This is a genomic window from Paraburkholderia sp. 2C (assembly GCF_054589215.1).
Map to the genome: position 1 here is coordinate 14,390 of NZ_BAAILL010000009.1, position 19,454 is coordinate 33,843.

The 19,454-nt window shown below is 55.2% G+C and carries 18 protein-coding genes; 6 read left to right on the top strand and 12 right to left on the bottom strand.

All coding sequences use genetic code 11. The features are described from left to right. Window positions 1-142 precede the first annotated feature (142 nt). From ACYPXD_RS01040 to ACYPXD_RS01060, 5 genes are all read left to right on the top strand, one after another. Entirely contained in the window at window positions 143-1,294 is a 1,152-nt protein-coding gene (locus ACYPXD_RS01040; RefSeq protein ID WP_459706462.1) for a class I SAM-dependent methyltransferase, read from the top strand. Beyond that, on the top strand, window positions 1,291-2,937 hold the full coding sequence (locus ACYPXD_RS01045; protein WP_459706464.1) for a glycosyltransferase family 4 protein: 1,647 nt from the start codon (window positions 1,291-1,293) through the stop codon (window positions 2,935-2,937). Before ACYPXD_RS01040 ends, ACYPXD_RS01045 begins: the two co-directional genes overlap by 4 nt. After that, window positions 2,934-3,788: a glycosyltransferase family 2 protein gene (locus ACYPXD_RS01050; RefSeq protein WP_459706466.1), complete on the top strand. Its 855-nt coding sequence runs from the start codon at window positions 2,934-2,936 to the stop codon at window positions 3,786-3,788. The genes ACYPXD_RS01045 and ACYPXD_RS01050 overlap by 4 nt, the downstream gene beginning before the upstream one ends. Before the next feature lie 150 nt (window positions 3,789-3,938). Beyond that, window positions 3,939-6,170 carry a hypothetical protein gene (locus ACYPXD_RS01055; RefSeq protein WP_459706468.1) on the top strand — a complete coding sequence of 744 codons (2,232 nt, stop codon included), beginning with the start codon at window positions 3,939-3,941 and terminating at the stop codon, window positions 6,168-6,170. A 67-nt stretch (window positions 6,171-6,237) separates the two neighbouring features. Further along, window positions 6,238-7,353, top strand: a complete 1,116-nt coding sequence (locus tag ACYPXD_RS01060) for an acyltransferase family protein (protein WP_459706471.1) — start codon at window positions 6,238-6,240, stop codon at window positions 7,351-7,353. A gap of 21 nt (window positions 7,354-7,374) precedes the next feature. Here ACYPXD_RS01060 and ACYPXD_RS01065 read toward each other — a convergent pair whose 3' ends face one another. Continuing rightward, window positions 7,375-8,517, bottom strand: a complete 1,143-nt coding sequence (locus ACYPXD_RS01065) for an acyltransferase family protein (protein WP_459706473.1) — start codon at window positions 8,515-8,517, stop codon at window positions 7,375-7,377. A 267-nt stretch (window positions 8,518-8,784) separates the two neighbouring features. Between ACYPXD_RS01065 and ACYPXD_RS01070 the strand changes: the two genes are divergently transcribed. After that, entirely contained in the window at window positions 8,785-9,132 is a 348-nt protein-coding gene (locus ACYPXD_RS01070; RefSeq protein WP_459706609.1) for a transposase, read from the top strand. 181 nt (window positions 9,133-9,313) lie between these two features. On the opposite strand, the gene ACYPXD_RS01075 is transcribed toward ACYPXD_RS01070, so the two are convergent. The 11 genes from ACYPXD_RS01075 to ACYPXD_RS01125 all read right to left on the bottom strand — a co-directional run bounded on the left by ACYPXD_RS01075 (window position 9,314) and on the right by ACYPXD_RS01125 (window position 19,453). Next, window positions 9,314-10,054: a class I SAM-dependent methyltransferase gene (locus ACYPXD_RS01075; protein ID WP_459706475.1), complete on the bottom strand. Its 741-nt coding sequence runs from the start codon at window positions 10,052-10,054 to the stop codon at window positions 9,314-9,316. A 5-nt stretch (window positions 10,055-10,059) separates the two neighbouring features. Next, window positions 10,060-10,224, bottom strand: coding sequence for a hypothetical protein (locus tag ACYPXD_RS01080; RefSeq protein ID WP_459706477.1), 165 nt, complete (start codon window positions 10,222-10,224; stop codon window positions 10,060-10,062). Window positions 10,225-10,232: 8 nt separating this feature from the next. Further along, window positions 10,233-12,545: a DUF7024 domain-containing protein gene (locus ACYPXD_RS01085; protein WP_459706479.1), complete on the bottom strand. Its 2,313-nt coding sequence runs from the start codon at window positions 12,543-12,545 to the stop codon at window positions 10,233-10,235. Window positions 12,546-12,750: 205 nt separating this feature from the next. Beyond that, the gene (locus ACYPXD_RS01090) at window positions 12,751-13,467 is read right to left on the bottom strand and encodes a transaldolase (RefSeq protein WP_459706481.1); all 717 of its coding nucleotides are present in this window, start codon (window positions 13,465-13,467) and stop codon (window positions 12,751-12,753) included. Further along, window positions 13,464-13,994: a D-glycero-alpha-D-manno-heptose-1,7-bisphosphate 7-phosphatase gene (locus ACYPXD_RS01095; RefSeq protein ID WP_459706483.1), complete on the bottom strand. Its 531-nt coding sequence runs from the start codon at window positions 13,992-13,994 to the stop codon at window positions 13,464-13,466. The genes ACYPXD_RS01090 and ACYPXD_RS01095 overlap by 4 nt, the downstream gene beginning before the upstream one ends. Further along, entirely contained in the window at window positions 13,995-14,603 is a 609-nt protein-coding gene (locus ACYPXD_RS01100) for an SIS domain-containing protein (protein WP_459706485.1), read from the bottom strand. It lies immediately after the preceding gene. Beyond that, window positions 14,600-15,307, bottom strand: a complete 708-nt coding sequence (locus ACYPXD_RS01105; protein ID WP_459706487.1) for a nucleotidyltransferase family protein — start codon at window positions 15,305-15,307, stop codon at window positions 14,600-14,602. The genes ACYPXD_RS01100 and ACYPXD_RS01105 overlap by 4 nt, the downstream gene beginning before the upstream one ends. Next, a complete protein-coding gene (locus tag ACYPXD_RS01110; RefSeq protein WP_459706489.1) occupies window positions 15,304-16,287 on the bottom strand; it encodes a GHMP family kinase ATP-binding protein in 984 nt (327 codons plus the stop codon). The genes ACYPXD_RS01105 and ACYPXD_RS01110 overlap by 4 nt, the downstream gene beginning before the upstream one ends. Beyond that, a complete protein-coding gene (locus ACYPXD_RS01115) occupies window positions 16,271-17,278 on the bottom strand; it encodes a Gfo/Idh/MocA family protein (RefSeq protein WP_459706491.1) in 1,008 nt (335 codons plus the stop codon). The genes ACYPXD_RS01110 and ACYPXD_RS01115 overlap by 17 nt, the downstream gene beginning before the upstream one ends. After that, the gene (locus tag ACYPXD_RS01120) at window positions 17,275-18,150 is read right to left on the bottom strand and encodes an SDR family NAD(P)-dependent oxidoreductase (RefSeq protein ID WP_459706493.1); all 876 of its coding nucleotides are present in this window, start codon (window positions 18,148-18,150) and stop codon (window positions 17,275-17,277) included. The genes ACYPXD_RS01115 and ACYPXD_RS01120 overlap by 4 nt, the downstream gene beginning before the upstream one ends. Before the next feature lies 1 nt (window position 18,151). After that, on the bottom strand, window positions 18,152-19,453 hold the full coding sequence (locus tag ACYPXD_RS01125) for a UDP-glucose dehydrogenase family protein (protein ID WP_459706495.1): 1,302 nt from the start codon (window positions 19,451-19,453) through the stop codon (window positions 18,152-18,154). Window position 19,454 lies beyond the last annotated feature (1 nt).

Below are 19,454 nucleotides of genomic sequence, written 5' to 3' on the forward strand. Positions count from 1 at the left end.
AGAGCAGTGAAAAAGAGGTTAATGTGATTGACCCTTTCGTACGGGAACCCCGGTGAGGAACATGCGAACCTGTTGGTGCGGAAATGCCAGCTTTCGACCGTTTGGCGATCAATACGGCGAATGTAATGCTTGCGGAACGCTCGTGTATCTCGAGGCGACGCCACCCGAGCGTCTGCTCGTACAGAACGACGAGTCCGACTTCTACGGCAAAAACTATTGGCTGGAGCGCCAACGGGATCACGGCAGCGCGGACATTTTCGCGCGAGCAAGAAACGATTTGACGGAACGTAACCTTTATTGGCTCAAAGCGCTGCTAAAGTACCGCCTCCCGCCAGCCAAAGTCCTGGAGCTGGGATGTTCGCATGGCAGTTTTGTCGCTCTGATGCAGCACGCGGGTTATGAGGCGTCCGGCGTCGAAATGAGCCCATGGGTGGTGGAATTCGGGCAAAAGACGTTTGGCGTTCCGGTGTCGCTCGGGCCGCTCGAAACCCTTGACGCGCCACTGGCAAGCGCAGATATCATCGTTGCGATGGATGTGCTTGAACATCTGCCCGATCCGGCAAAAACTATGGCCCGGTGTCTTGAGTTGCTCAAACCGGACGGCTTGCTGATCATACAGACGCCGCAGTTCAGGAACGGCAGCGCGCACGAGGACTTCGTCGCGGAAGGCGACCGGTTTCTCGAGATGCTGCTTCCCGAAGAACATATCTACCTTTTTAGCCAGAAGTCGGTCACGCAGTTCTTCGAGCAATTGGGTGCGTCGCATATTGCGTTCGAGAAAGCGATTTTTGACCATTACGACATGTTCTTTGTGGTCAGCCGAAAGCCGCTGAATACGCATAGCCGCGAAGAGGCAGAGGCAGTTTTGCTGTCCACGCCGAACGGACGCATGACGACGGCATTGCTCGATTTGCGCGAACGCGAGCTCGAGTCGCTCGCAGATCGAATTGCGCGCGGAGAACAGATCGACACGCTCACTCGAATGGTGCACGAGTCAGAGGCCGATCGCTTGGCGCGAGGCGAGCAGATCGCCACACTGACTGCGATGGTCAAGCACACCCACGCGCGCGTGTCAGAGCGAGAAGTTCAATTGCAGGCAAGACAGGCAGAACTCGCGGAGAGAGATCAGCGGCTCGCCACAACGGAAAAACAGATTGCGGAAAAGGAACAGGAGATTTCCTCACTGCTCAGCGATGTACGGGGGCTGTTCCGCCACATTGCATTCAGGGTGCTTGCCAGGTTAGGACACTGGCGCGAAGCAGAGAAACTAGAAAAACGGATTGAAGAACCATGAATAAAAGCCCTGTTCGGGTTGCAGTCGATTTGACGCCTGTTCTACCTGGCGGGGAGAACGGCGGCGCGAAGATCTTCGTATTGGATCTGCTGCGCCAACTGGCAGACATGGCGCCGGAGACCCAGTTCATTTTGCTTACGCAGGCAGCGTCCCATGATGAATTGGCATCGCTCGATCGCGCCAACGTGCAGCGCAGGATGGTAATTGGCCCGGTCTCGCCAAACTCGGCGCGCCCGCGGCTCAAGCAACTTGCATCGCGTATCGGCCCGCGCATTCCGGGGCGACTCAGAAGAGTGGTAGGCCGCGTTGGATATCGGCTGAACGTGAGGCTTAAGCGGCGCGAGGCCAGTGCACTGTTGCGCAACTTGGGCGTAGATCTGCTCTTCTGCCCATTTACCGCTCCAACCTATTTTGAGCCAGGTATTCCCACGGTCTGCACTATCTACGATCTGCAATACAAGACCTACCCGGAATTCTTCGCGCCGGAAGATGTGGCGCATCGTGCACAAACGTTTCTGGAAGCATCACGGAGGGCGACGGCCCTTGCGGCTATTTCAGAATATTCGCGACAGTCTGCTATCGAGCATGGTGGACTCGATCCATCGCGTATCCGGACCATCTATTTGCGCATGGCGCGGCGGATCGCGCCGCAAACGGATCAAAGCACAGATGTGCTTGATCGCCTAGGGATCGCGTCGCACCAGTATTTGATCTACCCCGCGAACTTCTGGAAACACAAGAATCATGAGATGCTGCTGACGGCGTTCGGGATGGCTGTCGGTAAAGGGTTGGCGGCCGATATCAAGCTTGTATGCACGGGCGCGCCCGGTGTGCGGCAGGAATGGTTGAGGAATGCCGCACATGATATGCGGCTCGGCGACCGCATTGTCTTTCCAGGTTATCTGCCGAACTCTGAACTGGCGACGTTGATGTCGCATTCGCGAGGTGTCGTCTTTCCGTCGCTCTATGAAGGGTTCGGGCTGCCCGTCATCGAAGCGATGACTGCCGGCGTACCGGTAGCGTGCAGCAACACGACATCGCTGCCGGAAGTCGCCGCGGATGCCGCGATTCTTTTTGACCCGCGTGTTCCTGATCAGATCGCAAACGCAATGATGACGCTCGTCAACGACGAGACGCTGCGGACCCGGCTTGCCGCGGCAGGCCAACAGCGCGCGGAAGAGTTCGCCGATTCCCAGCGCATGGCGAACGAGTACTGGGAGTTGTTCCAGCATGCGCTGGCCGATACTCGGCAGGAGAATCTGATAACAGGCGTCGCGGTTGATGGGTGGATTGGCGAAGGGCTAAAAATACAGGTCGCTCCATTACAAGGCGCGCGTCGACTCGAAATAGAGTTGATGGCACCGGATTGGCTGCCGCAACGATCGATCGCCGTGCAGGTGATCCGCAACGGAAAAGCGGATGGTGCGCCAATCAAGCTCAAACGCGCGGCAACCGCTGTCGTCTCGTTGCCGATCGATGAAGCCGGTGGATATTGCGAATTGCAGTTGTCTCCGACCTTCGTCCCCGCACGCTTAGGCCTCGGCGACGACCAGCGCGAACTTTCCGCGATGTTAAAACGATGCAGTATCCTTGCCAACAACTCCCTTAGCCTCCAGTTGTTTCCGGAGAAGACCTCTGCATGAAAGTCAGTATCGTCACCCCGTCATATAACCAGGGACAATTTATCGAGCGCACGCTGCAAAGCGTAGCATCTCAGACAGGTGTGGAAATCGAGCATGTGGTCTTTGACGGCGGCAGTAAGGACAATACTGTCGATGTTCTTAAGGCGTTTGTGCCGCCGGTGCGATGGGTTTCGCAGAAGGATAACGGTCAAACGGACGCGGTAAATAAAGGGATTCGGGCGACCAGCGGTGAAGTCATCGGCTGGCTTAACTCGGACGATATTTATTATGCGGACGCTATCAGCAAGGTCGTTGCTTACTTCGATTCCCACCCGGATGTGGAAATTGTCTACGGTCAGGCTGACCACATCGATCTGGAAGACAAGGCGTTCGAGGAATATCCATCTGAACCGTGGGATCTGGAGCGCCTTAAAGAGACCTGCTTCATTTGCCAGCCCGCGCTCTTCTTTCGGCGCAGCGTAGTCGAGAAACACGGATTGCTCGACGAATCGCTTAACTATTGCATGGACTACGCTTATTGGCTTCGCCTAGGGAAAGCAGGCGTTAAGTTTGCGTTTCTCCAGGAAAAGCTGGCGGGTTCGAGACTCTACGCGGACAACAAGACGCTGGGCGCGAGGGTCAAAGTGCATGCAGAGATCAACGACATGTTCCGGAAGCTATTTGGCACCGTTCCCGACCGGTGGCTGTTCAACTATGCTCACGCAATGACGGAGAGGAACTATTCGCGGGAGAAAAATTCCCGTTCATTTCCGTTACATGTTGGCATTGCCGCCGTTGCCGCTTCACTGAAATGGAACCACAAGGTATCAGGAGGCATGCTGCGAACCATTTGCTCTTGGTTGCGCAAGTAGCCCGACCACAACACGCCTAGACACGGCCATAGCGGTCGCCCGAACCAAGGTGCAGAAGCCGGGCGCTTCCAGATACCGAATCAACCTGACAATAAATTGCAGATGATACTAGCGCACATTTGGAGCATCGCAACGGGGGCATGCGTCGGCTTGATACTGATCGCCTGGCTGTACGCCCTGTGTCTTGTTGTTACCCCTACGAAAATGTACGCATCCTTGCGCTCCGTGCCCCATGTAGTGGTCATCGGAGCAGCTCTTGCGGTCATGTGGTTCTGGTACGGCCTCCGACTTCATGTTCCCGCGTCCACCTCGGCGAAGGTCCTATTTGCGCTCACAATCGCCCTGATCCTTTTCAGACGGCGAGCGGCTTGCCAATTTTTTGATCTCACACGCGTGATCAATCGCGATTCGCTGTTCTGGGTCGGACTTTATGTGCTTTTCTATTCTGCGAATTATATTTTCACATTACCACCAGTTACTCACGATCGCCTTCCAATCGCCAGAATATTTAACAACGATATATTTAACTATATCAACATAGCGCAGTACTTGCAGCGTCTTGGACCATCCAACATTGCCGGATTTTCATTTATCCGGCCGCTGTCCTCGATGGTTGCGTTCACACCGTCGGCATTTGACATTATCAATGGCTTTGCAGTGTTTTTCAATGCACAGACCATGCTCGCGGCAATGCCTGCAATATTTGCGATGGCGGCGCTTGGAGGCTGCAGCATCACGTGGATCATCTCCGAAAATTTCGAAACTCCGAGATTTCTGGCCGCTGCCGTGGGACTCCTGTTCATCAGCTCCCCCTTCCTTCGATACGTGATCGGAAATTATTTCCTTTCCACCGTTATCGCTGAATTCTTTGTGATTTTGCTGCTCAGTAAAACTGCTCAACTACTGCGCACCGATCCTCCCCGCAAGTGGACCAGCGTCGTTTGCCTCATTGCACCATACCATTTGTTGCTGTTTTTCACGTACCCTCCGCTATATGTTATAGGTACGGGCTTGCAAGTCGGCTTTGTGCTTCTTTTCCTTTTTTTGTTCGACTCCGACAGATCGGACGCCAGCAATTCGTTGCTGCAAAGAGTGCAAGTTGCGAGCAAATGGATTTTGGCGATCATTGCATCGTCGCTAGTTCCGATGCTCCTCGATCCGCAGCATGCGCGCGAAATGCTGAAACTGCTCTTCGTCATCTCCGACAAACAGACGTTTGGCTGGCCGCTCGACTTTATCTCGCCCGCAGCGATCCTCGGATTCCCGACTGAACTCGAAATCCATCGACGCAATCAGCAAATCCTTGGCGTCATCGCGCTGACGCTGTTCTTTGTCGCCGCCTTCTTTTTTGCAAGGCGCACTAGAGAAAAGTCGCATGGACTGCAGGTCTTTCTGCTGTTACCCGCGCTTTCATTCCTATTGTACTTTGCCTACTTCTTCCGTTCGGGCCCGTCTTACCAGCAATGGAAGATCGCAACATACCTTCCGCTATTTATCGCGCCATTTGCGCTCGCGTCGGTAGCAGGTGTGATTACGGCAAACGGTGAACGGCGTCGCACTACCTTCGCCCTGGCATCTCTCGGACCCATATTTCTTGGGCTGAACATCGCCTACCACTACAACGTAGAGCGTCCCCTTGATGAATTTCCATCAAGCTACGCGAACCTGCGCGCGCTTGACATGATAGGGAACACCAACGACATATACGTCGACATGTCGTCGATGTCTTCAACCTTCTTCCCTGTCTATTTTCTTCGGTCGAAGGTTGTGCATCTGCTCAGTCCCAGCTACTACACTCAGGAAACACTCGCTCCGGAAAAGATCACGCCGGCAACTCCGTTATTTGTTGAGGGCGATGCCTGCGCCGCGGACGCCGATGCGGTGACCATTGCGGGCGTCGGTTGTCTGTACTTCCAGGCCCCGGGCCTCAAATTGGGCACCGACTATCCGTTAGGCAAAAATATTCCTGGGCTCTTCGTCAGTTATGGCATGGGTGGAGTCGAACCTTGGGGGCGCTGGAGCAATGGCAAGCGCCTAAAGATGCGGTTGCTAATGGATAGTGGATTTATGTCCACGGACACCGTGCGCTACCTGAACTTGCATGTCCACCCCTTTCCTGCGGCTAACGCAGGAGTTCAGAACGTGAAGGCAGATTGGGGAAGCGACGAAAAGTCCGAGATTGTTGTGCGTCAGCCGGAGTGGATCAGTATTCCATTTCGAAAGGGCGATCTTTCGGGTTTTCAGGATCGCATGTTGTCTCTCGAGCTGGAACTGCCAAACGCTGCCTCACCAAACTCGCTCGATCCTCTGAGCGGGGATCTGCGCGAGCTTGGTCTGGGACTTACCGATCTATCGATTACTGAGGCGCCGTTAGGGAAATGAACCTGCATGTTCTGTCGTATCGATGAATACTGATTTGATAGACTCGCGAGATTCCTCGGAGCACGAAATGAAGCGCCAGAGTACCAGACACGAATATCTTGCGGTCGATCTGATGCGAGGGATCTGTGCCCTCGCTGTTATCTTGTGGCACTACCAGTCTTTCTATTTCGTAGCAAATGGTGCACCTTTGTTATGGCATAGCCGCACTGAACAACCGATGTACCCCATCTTTAGAATCTTTTATGAATATGGGCAATTCGCTGTCCAATTTTTTTGGGCGATCAGTGGATTCGTATTCACAGCGACTTACGTCAAACACAGGAATTCTGCCAGGCATTTTTTTGTTGCGCGATTTGCTCGCCTGTACCCGCTTCACTTTGCCACACTGATCGCGGTCGCTGTAATCCAAATCGTAAGCATGCGTTTCGTCGGGCACTTCCAGCTCGGCGGATACAACGATGCTTACCACTTTGTGCTCAATCTCTTCATGGCATCAAATTGGGGACTTGAGAAAGGATTTTCTTTCAATGCGCCCATCTGGTCAGTGTCGATCGAGGTGGTGATCTATTTGATTTTCTTTGTCACGATTCCTTTGGTCGCGCGCTCCAGACTCCTCGTCCCCGCTGTCCTTGTGGTCGTGTTCTACACCTTGCAGATCCGAAGCGTTCCGGGCGTTTTTTGGACGTGTGGGTATTACTTCTACATAGGGGTACTCGCCTTTTCGCTTGTTGACATCCTAGGTCGCGCAAGCGCGCTCGTTGGGGTTTTTGGTGTCGCCTTGTGGGTTGCCAAGGGAATGGCCGTAGATCAGACTATATGGTTCGCAATCCCATTGTTGGCCGCCGCGTGCCTCATAATGTCCGCCGCCATTGACAAATCGAAGCTTGCGGCCTCGGCTCTGCAAAGACTCGCATGGATCGGCGAGAGCACGTACAGTACCTATCTGCTGCACCTGCCCTTGATCATGCTGATTCTGTTCACATTTTCCGTAGCCGGTATAGACCGACTCCCCATCGTGAGCAGGGATAGATTCTTCATTCCGTTCATTGCATCCGTTTTCTTGCTTGGGCGCGTTTCGTACCTACATTTTGAGTTGCCAATGCAACACTTGATCCGCAACAAACTGCTTCCAAAGGGTGAAATCCGGTCGGCGACAAACGTTAAAACAATCAAAAGCGCATGACAAAGGAAAGCATGTGCATGCCTACGACTGATAGTTGGTCGACGGCCGTCGGCGTGACACGATCAACTTTCCCCGCTTTCGCAAAGGCTCCTCGAGAAAACGATAATTGAGTTCGGCGAACCCGAAAGACAGGGTTAGCCAGAGAGCGACGTAACGAACAATGTGGTGAGGCTCGGACGGTTCGAAAATTTTCCAGCCTATTTTGGTCAGCGTAACCATCGGCCAATGAATAAGATAGATCCCGTATGATCGTGACCCGATCCACAGCCACACATTCTTCAGTGGCCCGCGAGCGAGTATGTTCTGATCGTAAGACGCGACGAATACAAGACCTGCAGATGCCAGAGCAACGATACCCGTTGAAAAACCGGGCGGCATGAATAAGGCAGTCTGGACAGGAGCGGCGATCAAGACATAAAACAGCATTACACACAATGCGGCGATAACGTTCCGGGCGTTTGCGATATATGCACCGATAGAACCATAAACGTTCGTCGACTCGAAAGCTGCAAGCAGGACGCCAAGCCCCAATGCGTCGCTTCTGATTGCCCATAATATAGTCCATGCCTCACGAGGAATCGATAGCTGGACAACAACTAATGTGGTAACGAGCAAAAGCGCATATCGGCCTAGAAAAAACACAATAAAGGGCAAAGCAAGATAAAACTGCTCTTCAAGTGAAAGGGACCACCACGATCCAGCGTCGCCGCAACGTTGATAGGCATTATGTGCGATGCAGTCCCACATATGAAAATTCTGCACCTGTAAGACAGAGGCGAATAGATCAAGGAGATTCGTTCGAAGGGGATGAAAAATATGGAACGGTTCGAACACAACGCTGCAGACGGCGAGCACTATCAGCCAGAACCACGACGATGGCCAGATCCGAAAAGCACGCCGCGTCCAGAACGTCAGTGAGATGCGCCAAAACTCGGATATTGATCCGCTGCAGGCCAATCGCGCGAATAGGTTCCGCGCAATGACATATCCTGATATGGCGAAGAACAGATCGACGCCAGCCCAATAGGCGAAATGCGAGTGAGTGACCGAAAGAAATTTGCCAGGATCTGGTAGCAGATACTGAAGGTGCTCAAACATGGTCAAGAGAACCGCCACCGCACGCAATACTTGAATGTCGTCTATGCGCGCGTTTTTAATCTTCACGCTAACACGCCCCGATGGATTTTTTTGCGAACCCGTCGAACTCGCCGCTTCAGGCAAGACGCAGGATGCCGTCACTAGTAAACGCCCGTCAGAAGACGGGCCGCCGAAAGTATCTCTTTTTATGTGGTATCAGGCATTTCAGACGCGACCGACCGGCACGCTTTACGAAATGAAGCGATGTACAACGCTAACCGCGAGCAGCCGAGGCCGTAGCGCAGGCCATCGCCTAGACCAAATCGACGTTGACGGGGAGACGAAGATGGGGCGATTTGTCGAAGCGTGAACCGAAATCAAACAACGCTGCTGCCGGAGTGCGTTGATGACTTCACCGCCGACGACAACCCGATAGGGATAGTCGACGCGTTTGTAGACAAACTCGACCTCGCTGCTCTGGGATGTGAAGGAGCTGATGCAATGACGATACGGCGTCGCACGGTCAAGCATATGTTCGGCACACTCAAGCACTGGATGGGTTCAACTCACTTCCAGACCCGCGGGCTCAGTCACGTCGCTGCCAAAATGAGCGTGCATGTGCTGGCGTATAACATAAAACGAGTCGTCGGGATTCTGGGGTTCAGCAAGGCAATGCAGAAGATGAAGATGGCAGGCGCATGACCCAGCTAGCCTACTTCGCTCTCTGACGCGGACCAGGAAACTCCGCGCTACACGATTGCGCGTCGGCAGAGACGTTGCTGTCTAGTTGAGCGTCGTATTTTTAACGGCCTCAGTCCATTTGCGCCATCAGGCCTTGACAGATGGCGCATCGCAGACAATAGTCTCACGCTTAGCTTACCCGTCATTCGGGCTTATCAACAAAGAAAATCACCCGGTCCCAGTAGTTCAAATCCGCGAGCTGGTCGGTGAAACGTAAGCGTTGCAGACGATCGCCGTTCCGAAACGCTGCCCAAGCCGTTAGGTCATAAGTCTGGAAAGCAAGCGGGTGCGGCATCGGAACGATCGTGATCCCTTTCCTGAAGCCTGCTTTGCGGGCGACGCCGTCCATCTCTTCGAGCACAACATCACGTTCAATCCACGTCGGATCCTGCTTTTTCATTGCCTCGACAAAAGCAATTGTCTCCGGCGACCTGCTATGTCTAGCTCCCGGTTCGACGAAAATGCCACGTCCGCCGGGCCTCAGTACGCGAAAGAATTCCGAAAAGACCTTGTCGTAGTCGTGCATGTGATGCACGGTGTCGTAACAAAGAAAATGCCCAAACGTATTCGGCTCGAACGGCATGTTATGGCCGTCTCCGTGCACGAAGCTCATTAACGACGCATTGATGCGGCTATCGCATTGCTGCCGCCGTTCAACGCACACCTTAAGATCGCCGTGTATATCGAACGATACGGTCTTGAAGCCCATCCGCGCGCAGAACTCTGATACCCATGCCGTGCCCGCGCCAAAATCGAGTACGGGATGCTCAAGGACATCCTGTTTCAACGCCGAGGTCATGACACCAAAGTCAAAGAGAAGTCGCCCAGTTGCACGACCCGCCGTGAACGGTTCTTGGGCTAGCTGATCAATATCGTCACGCATATCTTTCATTGTCCTTTGTAAATATCGGCAGTGTAACAAAAGTCGTTGACATCAATATGGCGGAGCATCGGCACAAGTTCGACGCTATGGCGCATGACGGCGCGGATTCCGATCACGCTCTGCAAGCCCTCTTCCCAAGCTCGCGACAGCGGCGATTGAATATTGAACATATTTCCCTCTACTCGCGGCGCACAATCAAGCTCGATAGCGCTACTCCCAGAAGCCGCTCGTCTTCTGACATACCAAGAGACTTCGGACTAGCGGGGTGCGGCAGAACTATGGCGATTTCGTCCGCGTCTTTCACATGAGCAAAGTGCACGGTATAAACACCCTGCCCCTGGATTCTCAGAGATTGCCGCTGGTTGCCAGCCTGTACGATGATAGGATCATCCGCATTCGGACCGAAGATACCCCTCACAGTAAGATCGAGCACGAATTTTTCGGGCAGCATCCGGGGAAGCAACACTTTGGCTACTGCCGAGGTCGTCCAACTCCCGCCGTCGGCAGGGGCGAAGCCGTCGAAGCCGATCCACGGCGACCGGTTATTAAAGCTTACAGCACCGTAAAACGGAAGCAACTTGCTTTCTGCCCGCCACTTCCCCAATTCGCCTTTTCGGATAAATATACTGCAATCCGTCACAAATGGACGTTGGAAACCTAGTTCAAGCCCCGTGCCAAAATCGGCTGTTATCGATACATCTGAGTAGTACGGAATTCCAACGTATTGAAGCTTCTCTTTCACGTATTCCATATAGACCACACCAGGATCACCTTCAATATGCACGTTCCGACACTGTCGAATTGGGTCGACATCGAAGGCCCATATGTAGTCATTTTTTAAAAAATTCTGTTGAATAGACGGATAGACACCGTCCTCCAGCCCTATGCCCCTGACATCATTACTTTTTTCGATCCGCTGCACCCCGTAGAGGAACTGGAGAAAAAGAAATAAAACGAGGAACCCATAAGCACAGACCCGCCTGCCTGGCAAATCTACGAATTTACCCCCAAATTTTGAACTCTCTCGAAATGCTCCGAAACAGACGGCGAGATACAAAAAAGGCGACAAATAAGATAAAGCCTTCCCTGCGGACCAGATCGCACCAGACATGTATAGCCACGCGATAATGATGCAACTAAATACGCAGTACACACCTAAAAAACCTGTAGTGCTGCGAGTACTGAACGCCACAATCGCAATTTTCAGCACGTAAAAAACGCAAAGCAGTGCAACCAATAGCGAGAAAAGCTTCCAAATCAATCCGATTCCTGATTTGATCGAATAATCGGGCGTGACAAAATACATCCCATTTGTGGCCAGTAAAAAATTCACCGCACGACCGGCGAATGATGAATACCCGTGCAATCCTTGCCAATAAGCATCAAAATAATTCGACCATTGCAACGGGGTGGGTCTCGCACCAAATTTGATCTGGCCGATTCCTGCCAATAAGCTCGCGCCTATATTTGGGATAACAGAAATCATGAGCGCTACGATGCAAGACACGGCCAACGCAACAGCCACACCCCGAGCGGGGAGCTTTCGGTGCACAGTGAACAGGCAGCAAAGTGTGATCGCGAGCACTCCGCATTGAACTATGGTGCTCTCAGGATAAAGCAGAAATCCCCCCGCACAAAGAAGTCCAGCAATCACGCTCTTTGAGCGAATCACACGAAATGTTGTTTCCGGTTGAAGACTTGGAAAATTGAAAGTGTCAACTACGACAAAAACGAATCCAATCAATATCGGCAAAGATGCAATTTGCGACCAGGCACTGATATCGAATACGTATTGCCCCCAAAAGCCAACAACGTATCCAAGTGGGACAAGCGCAAATAATACTCGCCGACCCAGCTTAATGGGTTCATCACTATCGTTTAGCCAACCCCAGGCGAAACATAGCCCAGGCAATGCGAGCGCCCAAAGCGCGGTTTCATACCCAAAAGCGAGTAAATGTATATCACCGCGCGCATCTGGAAATAAAAGCGAAAAGACAAGCCCTACTGCAGGTCGCAAGCCGAGGAGCTTTAATCCATGTAACCAGATGTCGTTACTTACAAAATCTTTCGGATTAAAATGAACGTAGTGACTGGCACGGTTTCCATACAGCGCGAGCGCCTGATTGATATAATTAAACTGATCTCCGTGATTTCCGCGAAAGACATAATACTGTTGTCCACCGATGTATGCTGGTAACACCAGCACCATGAAAATCGCAACCACCGATAACAAACGCATAAAATCATGCATCGTTGGTCGACGATATATGGCAACAGCAAGGCAAAGCAATGCAGAAATTAAAACAACCCCTTGTATTTCGTGCGCACTTAGATCAACGGCAAAGTAGAGAAAATTACTCGCGATTGAGACAACGCAAAGCCCAACGGGAGCAGCAAGCCACCCATAACCTCTTGCGACCCGGTCGCTGACTATTACGCTTCCGATCACCCATAAGACGCATATGAATACGACAGCAACTATTAATTCCATTTTTTATGACTGTTCGCGGTTATGGCGTTGAGTTGTCAACGTTGATTATTTTCGACGCTCCGCGAATCGAAACCATACGCGATCTGCGAGTGCCTTAGACGCGTCGGTGGACTTTGGTGCCGCATAAAGCGAGCGGGCCAGCGCAACAGCAACTGGCCCGTACCACTTCGACGCGCTCGACCATCCGCGGGTCTCTGTTGAAGATTTAAAGCTTAAACCCCGCCGCCACCGCATCCGAATAAAACATCTTCACAGTATCCAGCGAGTACTGATCCAGATCGTAATCCACCAGCGACAGCTTCTTCAGAATGTCATTGGTCACCGTAATCACCTGGCATCCAATCTCATCCGCCTGGAAGATATTCAGCAGTTCACGCGGGCTGGCCCAAATGAGTTCAGCCGCCGGCGCCACCTTCAATTGCTCGACCGCAGCGGTCATCAACGGCACCGGATCACGCCCAGTATCCGCAATCCGACCGGCAAACACCGACACATAACTCGGCACCTTCGGATCCAGCGAAGCCACGACGTCGCGCACTTGAGTCAACGTCATGATCGCCGTCACGTTCAGCTTCACCTTCTGCGCCGCCAGCTTCTTCACGAGCGCATAGCAGGTCTGCTGCTTCGTGTTCGTCACCGGAATCTTGACGTACACATTGTCGCCCCAGCTCGCGATCTCCATCGCCTGGCGCTCCATTTCCGCGAAGTCATCCGAAAACACTTCGAACGACAGCGGCTTGTCCTTGATCGAGCCCAGGATGTCCTTGCAGAACGCCTTGTAGTCGGTAATACCAGCCTTCTTCATTAGCGTCGGGTTGGTCGTCAGGCCCTTGATGAACGACTTGTCGTACATTTCGAGCATACCGGCCTTGTCCGCACCGTCCGCAAAGATCTTGACCTTCAGATCGCTAACCTTAGTCATATAGCCTCCTCAACAATAATTCTCGACGCCTCGAGCAGAGACGCCACCGTGAAACTGGGAGATTCCGGCCGCTTCTCGTCGTAGCCGTAGTCGATGAACACCGTCTTGCAACCCGCGCGCTCGCCTGCCTCGATATCGCGCCATCGGTCGCCGACCATATAGCTGCGCGCCAGGTCGATCGAGTGCTCGGCCGCGGCCGCCAGCAGCGATCCGGGGCGAGGCTTGCGGCATTCGCACTGGTCCGCGCTGTCGTGATAGCAGGTACGAAACTCGTCTAGCGCGAGTTGCGCATTCAGATACGCGTTGATCGCCTCCACCGAAGCTTTCGACGTCGTACCGCGCGCCACATCCGGCTGGTTCGTCACCACGATCAACAGGAACCCGGCGTCGCGCAGCGATTCAAGCGCCTCCGCTACGCCCGGCAGAATCTCCGTCTCGTCGACCGAAGCAGGCGGGAACGGCTTGCCGTCGCGCACGACCGCGCGATTGATCACGCCATCCCGATCGAGAAAGACCGCGCGCGTCATTTACTTGACGGCCGCAGCAGCCGATTCCCACTTAGTCTGGTTCGCCTTCAGAGCCGGGTGCGATACAAGCAGGTGCCACACCACTGCCTGGAACGCTTCCGAATGCGGCGTAATGGTGTCCGGGTTCACCGTCGGAACGATCACGCATGCGTCTGCAACCTGCGCCGTGTAGCCGCCATCGCGACCGACCACGCCGGTGATCTTCGCGCCGACCGTCTTCGCATACTTCAATGCTTCGACGAGGTTCGGGCTGATGTTCTTCTCGAGGTTGCCGCCACCGACCGAGAAAATGAAGATCGCGTCTTTCGCGAGCAGCTTGCTCGTCTTCAGCCACTCGACGAAGATCGTCGACCAGCCTTCGTCATTCGTGCGAGCCGTCAGCTCCGACACGTTGTCAGTCGGCGCATACGATTCGATACCGACGATCTTCCGGAAGTCGTTCACTGCGTGCGAACAGTTACCAGCGCTGCCGCCCACACCGAGGAAGAAAATACGCCCGCCTTCCTGCTTTACGGTCGCGAGCAGATCGGCCATCTTTTCGATTGCCGATGCATCCATCTTCTGGATAATCTCGACCGCCTCTTTCAGGTGTTGCTGTGCATAGCTCATTGTGACTCCCCTTTAGAAAAAAACGTTTCTGCTTCCTTGAGACCCGAGTGCGATCCGATCTCGTAGAAGCGCTGGTGGACTTCGTATCCAGCCAGCTGCTGTTCAAGCGACAGCGTGTGATAGACGTCGGCAAGGTCAAACGGCTCGCGATCGGGATACGCATCGAGCACGCTGCCAGTCAGGACACCGAGGCCGTAGTCGATAAACTCCATCTCGGGCCGCGGCTGACGCTTGTTGTATTCGACCAGTTCGCCATCGCGAAACAGGACATTGCTTTTGTCCCACTGGTTACCGTTCTTCAGTACAGTCATCAGCGCCTTCTTGCCGCTTGCGGTAAAAGCGCGCTCGACCGGCAGAAACTCGACCGGCAGAAACGAATCCCCATACAGCACGAAGAATTGCGGCCCGAGCAGCGGTAACGCACGCTTGAGTGCGCCACCTGTACCGAGCAGGACATCGCCATCGACCGAATATGCAACGTCCATGCCAAATTGCGAGCCGTTCCCCACGGCTTCCTGAACCATTTCGCCCAGATACCCAATACACATCACAACCCGACGCACACCCTGGTCGCGCAGGTACTTCAGCTGTCTGTACACGAATGGTTCGCCCGCAACCTCGACCATCGCCTTCGGAATCTTTTCCGTGATCGGCCTAAGTCGGGTTGCAAGTCCGCCTGCGAGAATGGCTACCGGCAGCGTCATGACGAAAGCACGACCTTCGTGCCCTCGAAGTCGAAACGGAACCGCACTTCTTCAAGCCCCGCTTTAGCCATCGCGTGGCGCAGCTTATTACGGTCGTGCGCGAGGAACATCAGGAAGCCACCGCCGCCTGCACCAACCAGCTTGCCGCCCACGGCGCCATTCTTCATGCCGAGGTCGTACCACTCGTCGATCTTCGGATTGCTCATGCCGCCTGAGCGCTTCTTCTTATGCTCCCAGTGCTCGTGCATCAGTTCGCCGAACGCGGTCATGTTTCCGCTTTCCAGCGCTTCCTTGCTGCGATAACCGAGGTCCTTCACATAATGCAGGTTGTTCAGCATTTCCGCGTCGTTGTTTTGCGAGCGGACCTGCTGATCCTTCAGGATCCCACTTGCGCTGCGCGAATAGCCAGTGAAAAACAGCAACAGGTTGTCCTCCAGATCGAACATGGAGTCCTGGCTGAGATTCAAAGGCGTCGCGGTTACCTTGTCGTCCTGATGGAACGTAAAGCAGGTCACGCCACCCACCGCCGCGATGTACTGATCCTGCTTGCCGATCGGCTGCGAAAGGCGGTCGATCTCGATGTGGCACGCGAGTTCGGCCAGTTCTTCCTGGTGCAGGTGACGCTTGCGGTGCGTGTAGAGCGCCTTGAGCAGCGCCGTCGTGAAGCTGCCGGACGAGCCGAGGCCGGTGCCGGCCGGAATATCGGCCAGCGTAGTGATTTCGACCTGCGGCGTCTTGAAGTTGAGAATTTGCAGGGCTTCGCGGATGATCGGGTGCTTGACCTCAGCGATCTTCTCGACGTGCTCGAGCTGCGAATACTTGAGGTAGACGCCTTCGGTAAACGGACGCATCACCGTGACGTAGACGTACTTGTCGATCGCCGCCGAAATGAGGAACCCTTCGTGGTCGCGGTAGTACGACGGAAGGTCTGTGCCTCCGCCGCCAAGCGAAATGCGCAATGGGCTACGCGCGATGATCATATCCCGACTCCTTGTAGATCTGTTCGATGATTTTCAATGCTGCGTAAGCGTCGGCAAGGCCCGCGGCCGGCGTGCGGCTCAGGCGGATGTCCTCGTAGAATTCCGTCATTTCGACGAGCCAGGAATTGTCGCCCATCGGGTATTCCCACGACGTCGTCTCGGGCGGCCCCATCTCCGGCAGCATCTTGTAGTACGTCAAACGCTCGACGCCGTAGCTGCCGCCCAGACCTGAGATATCGAGCTTGCCGAGCTTGCCGTAGATCTCCATCGAGAACAGGTTCTTCCATTCCGTGCACGATGCGTGGAGAAAGGCAACCTGCTTCGACGGCGTCTTCAGCATCATGAAGCCGTTGTCATCGACCGGCATGTCCCAGTAGTACGTGTGCGCGAAACCCTGGGTTTCGCTGAAGTCTCCAAGGAACAGGCGCGACAGGTCGATCAGGTGAGGGCCCTGGTCGATCAGCTCGCCGCCGCCGGAAAGCTTCGGATCGGCACGCCACTCCTTGTCGTAGCCGATCCGTGCGCCATGACCATAGCGCGCGCGGATAAACATCAGATCGCCGAGCACGCCGGAATCTGCGATTTCCTTAGCCTTGAGCAAGGCGCGGTGATAACGGTGATTGAAGCCGACGCGCACCTGCACGCCCCGCTCCTTCGCCGCACGCATCACTGGTTCGAGCTCTTGCGCGGACCGCGCCGCAGGTTTTTCGACCAGCACGTGCTTGCCTGCCTCGACCGCCGCATGCGTAAGTTCGGCCAGCGAATCGTGGAGCGTCGCAATCACGACGATCTGCACCTCCGGCATTGCGAGCAGCTCGCGCCAGTCCGCACAGGCCTTCGCACCCGCGTTCTTCGCGAGGTTCGTCGCGCGCGCAACGTCGATGTCCGCACATGCGACGAGCTTGCCGTCGACGCCCAGCGCCTTCGCGCGTTTCTGTCCGATCAGGCCACAGCCGATAATTCCGATACCGAACTTCGTATTGGCGTTCATTTGTCACCTGCCTCGAATCCGCGGTCGCGTCCCACGATGCGCCGCAGCGTATACACGTCACTGCTTGAGAGCTTGTCCAGATGCTCCGGCCAGTGCTCCCAGTTGTCCCACACCGCGCTGATCAGCTTGCCCGTGATGCCGTCGCTCGCACTGGACGCGAGGAAGATGGCCAGATCGGCGCCCCGTTGCAACGGCACGCCGCCGTTGTCTCGTTGCTTGAGCGCGCGTTCGTAAAAGTCCTTGCCGACTTTATCGGGGCCGGCCTCGAGCACTTCGTCCAGCATTCGTGTATTGAGTGCGCCGGGCGCGATCGAATTGATATCGATGCCCGTGCCGCGCACTTCTTCCGCGAGCGTCTCGGCAAATCGAACGATGGCCGCCTTCGACACCGCATACGCGCTGATACGCGGCATCGGGTTCGTCGCGCCGCCACCCGACAGCTGGATAATCTTGCCGTACCGCTGTGCCTTCAGATGCGGCAGCACCGCCTTGCACATCAGAACGGAGCCGAACACATTGATCTCGATGGCCTGAGTCCACGCGGCCCAGTCCACATCTTCGATCTGGCCTTTCGGGCCATACACGCCGGCGTTGTTCACAAGAATGTGCAAACCGCCTAGTTCCTTGACGGTCGCATCGACGACTTCGCGAACCTGCTGTTCGTTCGACACGTCGGCCGCGCGGGCGAGAACCTTTTGCCCAGCGCCAGCCGAACGCATCAGTTCGGCGCGCGCGCCTTCGAGCATCTCGGCATTGCGCGCGCACAACATCAGATCGGCGCCCGCCGACAGATACGACCGGGCCACTTCGAGCCCGAATCCCTGGTTTGCGCCCGTGATCAGCGCGATCTTTCCCGACAGCACTTTTTCCATATCAGCGTTTCTTTGAAGACGTTCCTACCGCGACATAGTCGACCGCGGATGCCCCAAGCGAAGACTCGAGATGTCGATTCGCATCGATAACCAGCAGACCGGCCTTGGCCGACGACTTCAGCTTCTCGCCCGTCTCGCGGAATTCGGGCCATTCGGTGCCGACCACGAGCGCGTCGACATCCTTCAACGCCGCCTGCGCATCGTTGAAGTTCGTGACGCGGCCTTGCCAGCGTGCAGGCAGTTCGCGCACGACGGGGTCGTGCACGTGCACGGCGGCACCCTGCTCGATTAGCCAGTCGCACAGTTCGACAGCAAGCGAACGGCGCAGCGTGTCGGTGCCCGGCTTGTACGTCAGTCCCCAGATCGCGACGGCTGTTCCTTGCAAGCTCGGGAACCGCTGAAGCAGCTTTCTGCGAACCCAGGTCTTATGTTCGTCGTTGCTCGCACGCACCGACGACAGCAGCGGCGTGGTCAGCCCGGAAGCCTTGCTGGCAAGGCCAAGGAATTCGATGTCGCGCGCGAGCGTGCCGCCGGCGAACGGGCCGCCGGGCGACACATAGGCCTTCGGACCGATACGCGCCTCGGTCTTCAGGCCGCGTGCCACTTCCTTTGCATCGGCGCCTACGGCCTCGCAGATCGAAGCGATCTCGTTCGCGAAAGTCACCGAGATCGCGAGAAATGCGTTGATCGCATGCTTGGTCATCTCGGCCGACTGGATGGACATCCACTCCACGTGGTCCGTAATCGGCGCAAAGAGCGCTTCCAGCGCCGCACGCGTCTCGGGACGATTCGTGCCGACGACGATGCGGTCCGGCTTCAGGAACACATCCAGGGCTTTGCCGAGACGCAAATTCTCCGGCGAATAGGCAAACGTCAACTGCTTATCCGGTAACGTTTCCGACGCAAACTTTTCGAGTGCGCCCATCGAGCCGACCGGCATCTGCGACGACACCAGCACCACAGCCTTCGACCGTAACGCCGGCAACACGCGCTTGATCTCGCCGAGTACGAAATCGACGTCCGCCTTGTCGTCGTCGTCGACCGGCGTATCGAATGCGACCCACAACACATCGGCGTTCGCGGCCGCGCCGCCAATGTCGGTCGTGAAGCTCAGTTTGCCGGCCCTCAGGCCATCGCCGAGCAACGCATCCAGTCCCGGTTCGAAGAGCGGCGCCTTACCGTTGCGCAGCCCTTCAATGGTCTTTTCGTCTGCATCGAGGCCTACCACCTCGTGCCCGACCGATGCGCAGCACGCCGCGGTAACGGACCCGAGATGCCACAATCCTTGCACGCAAATCTTCATG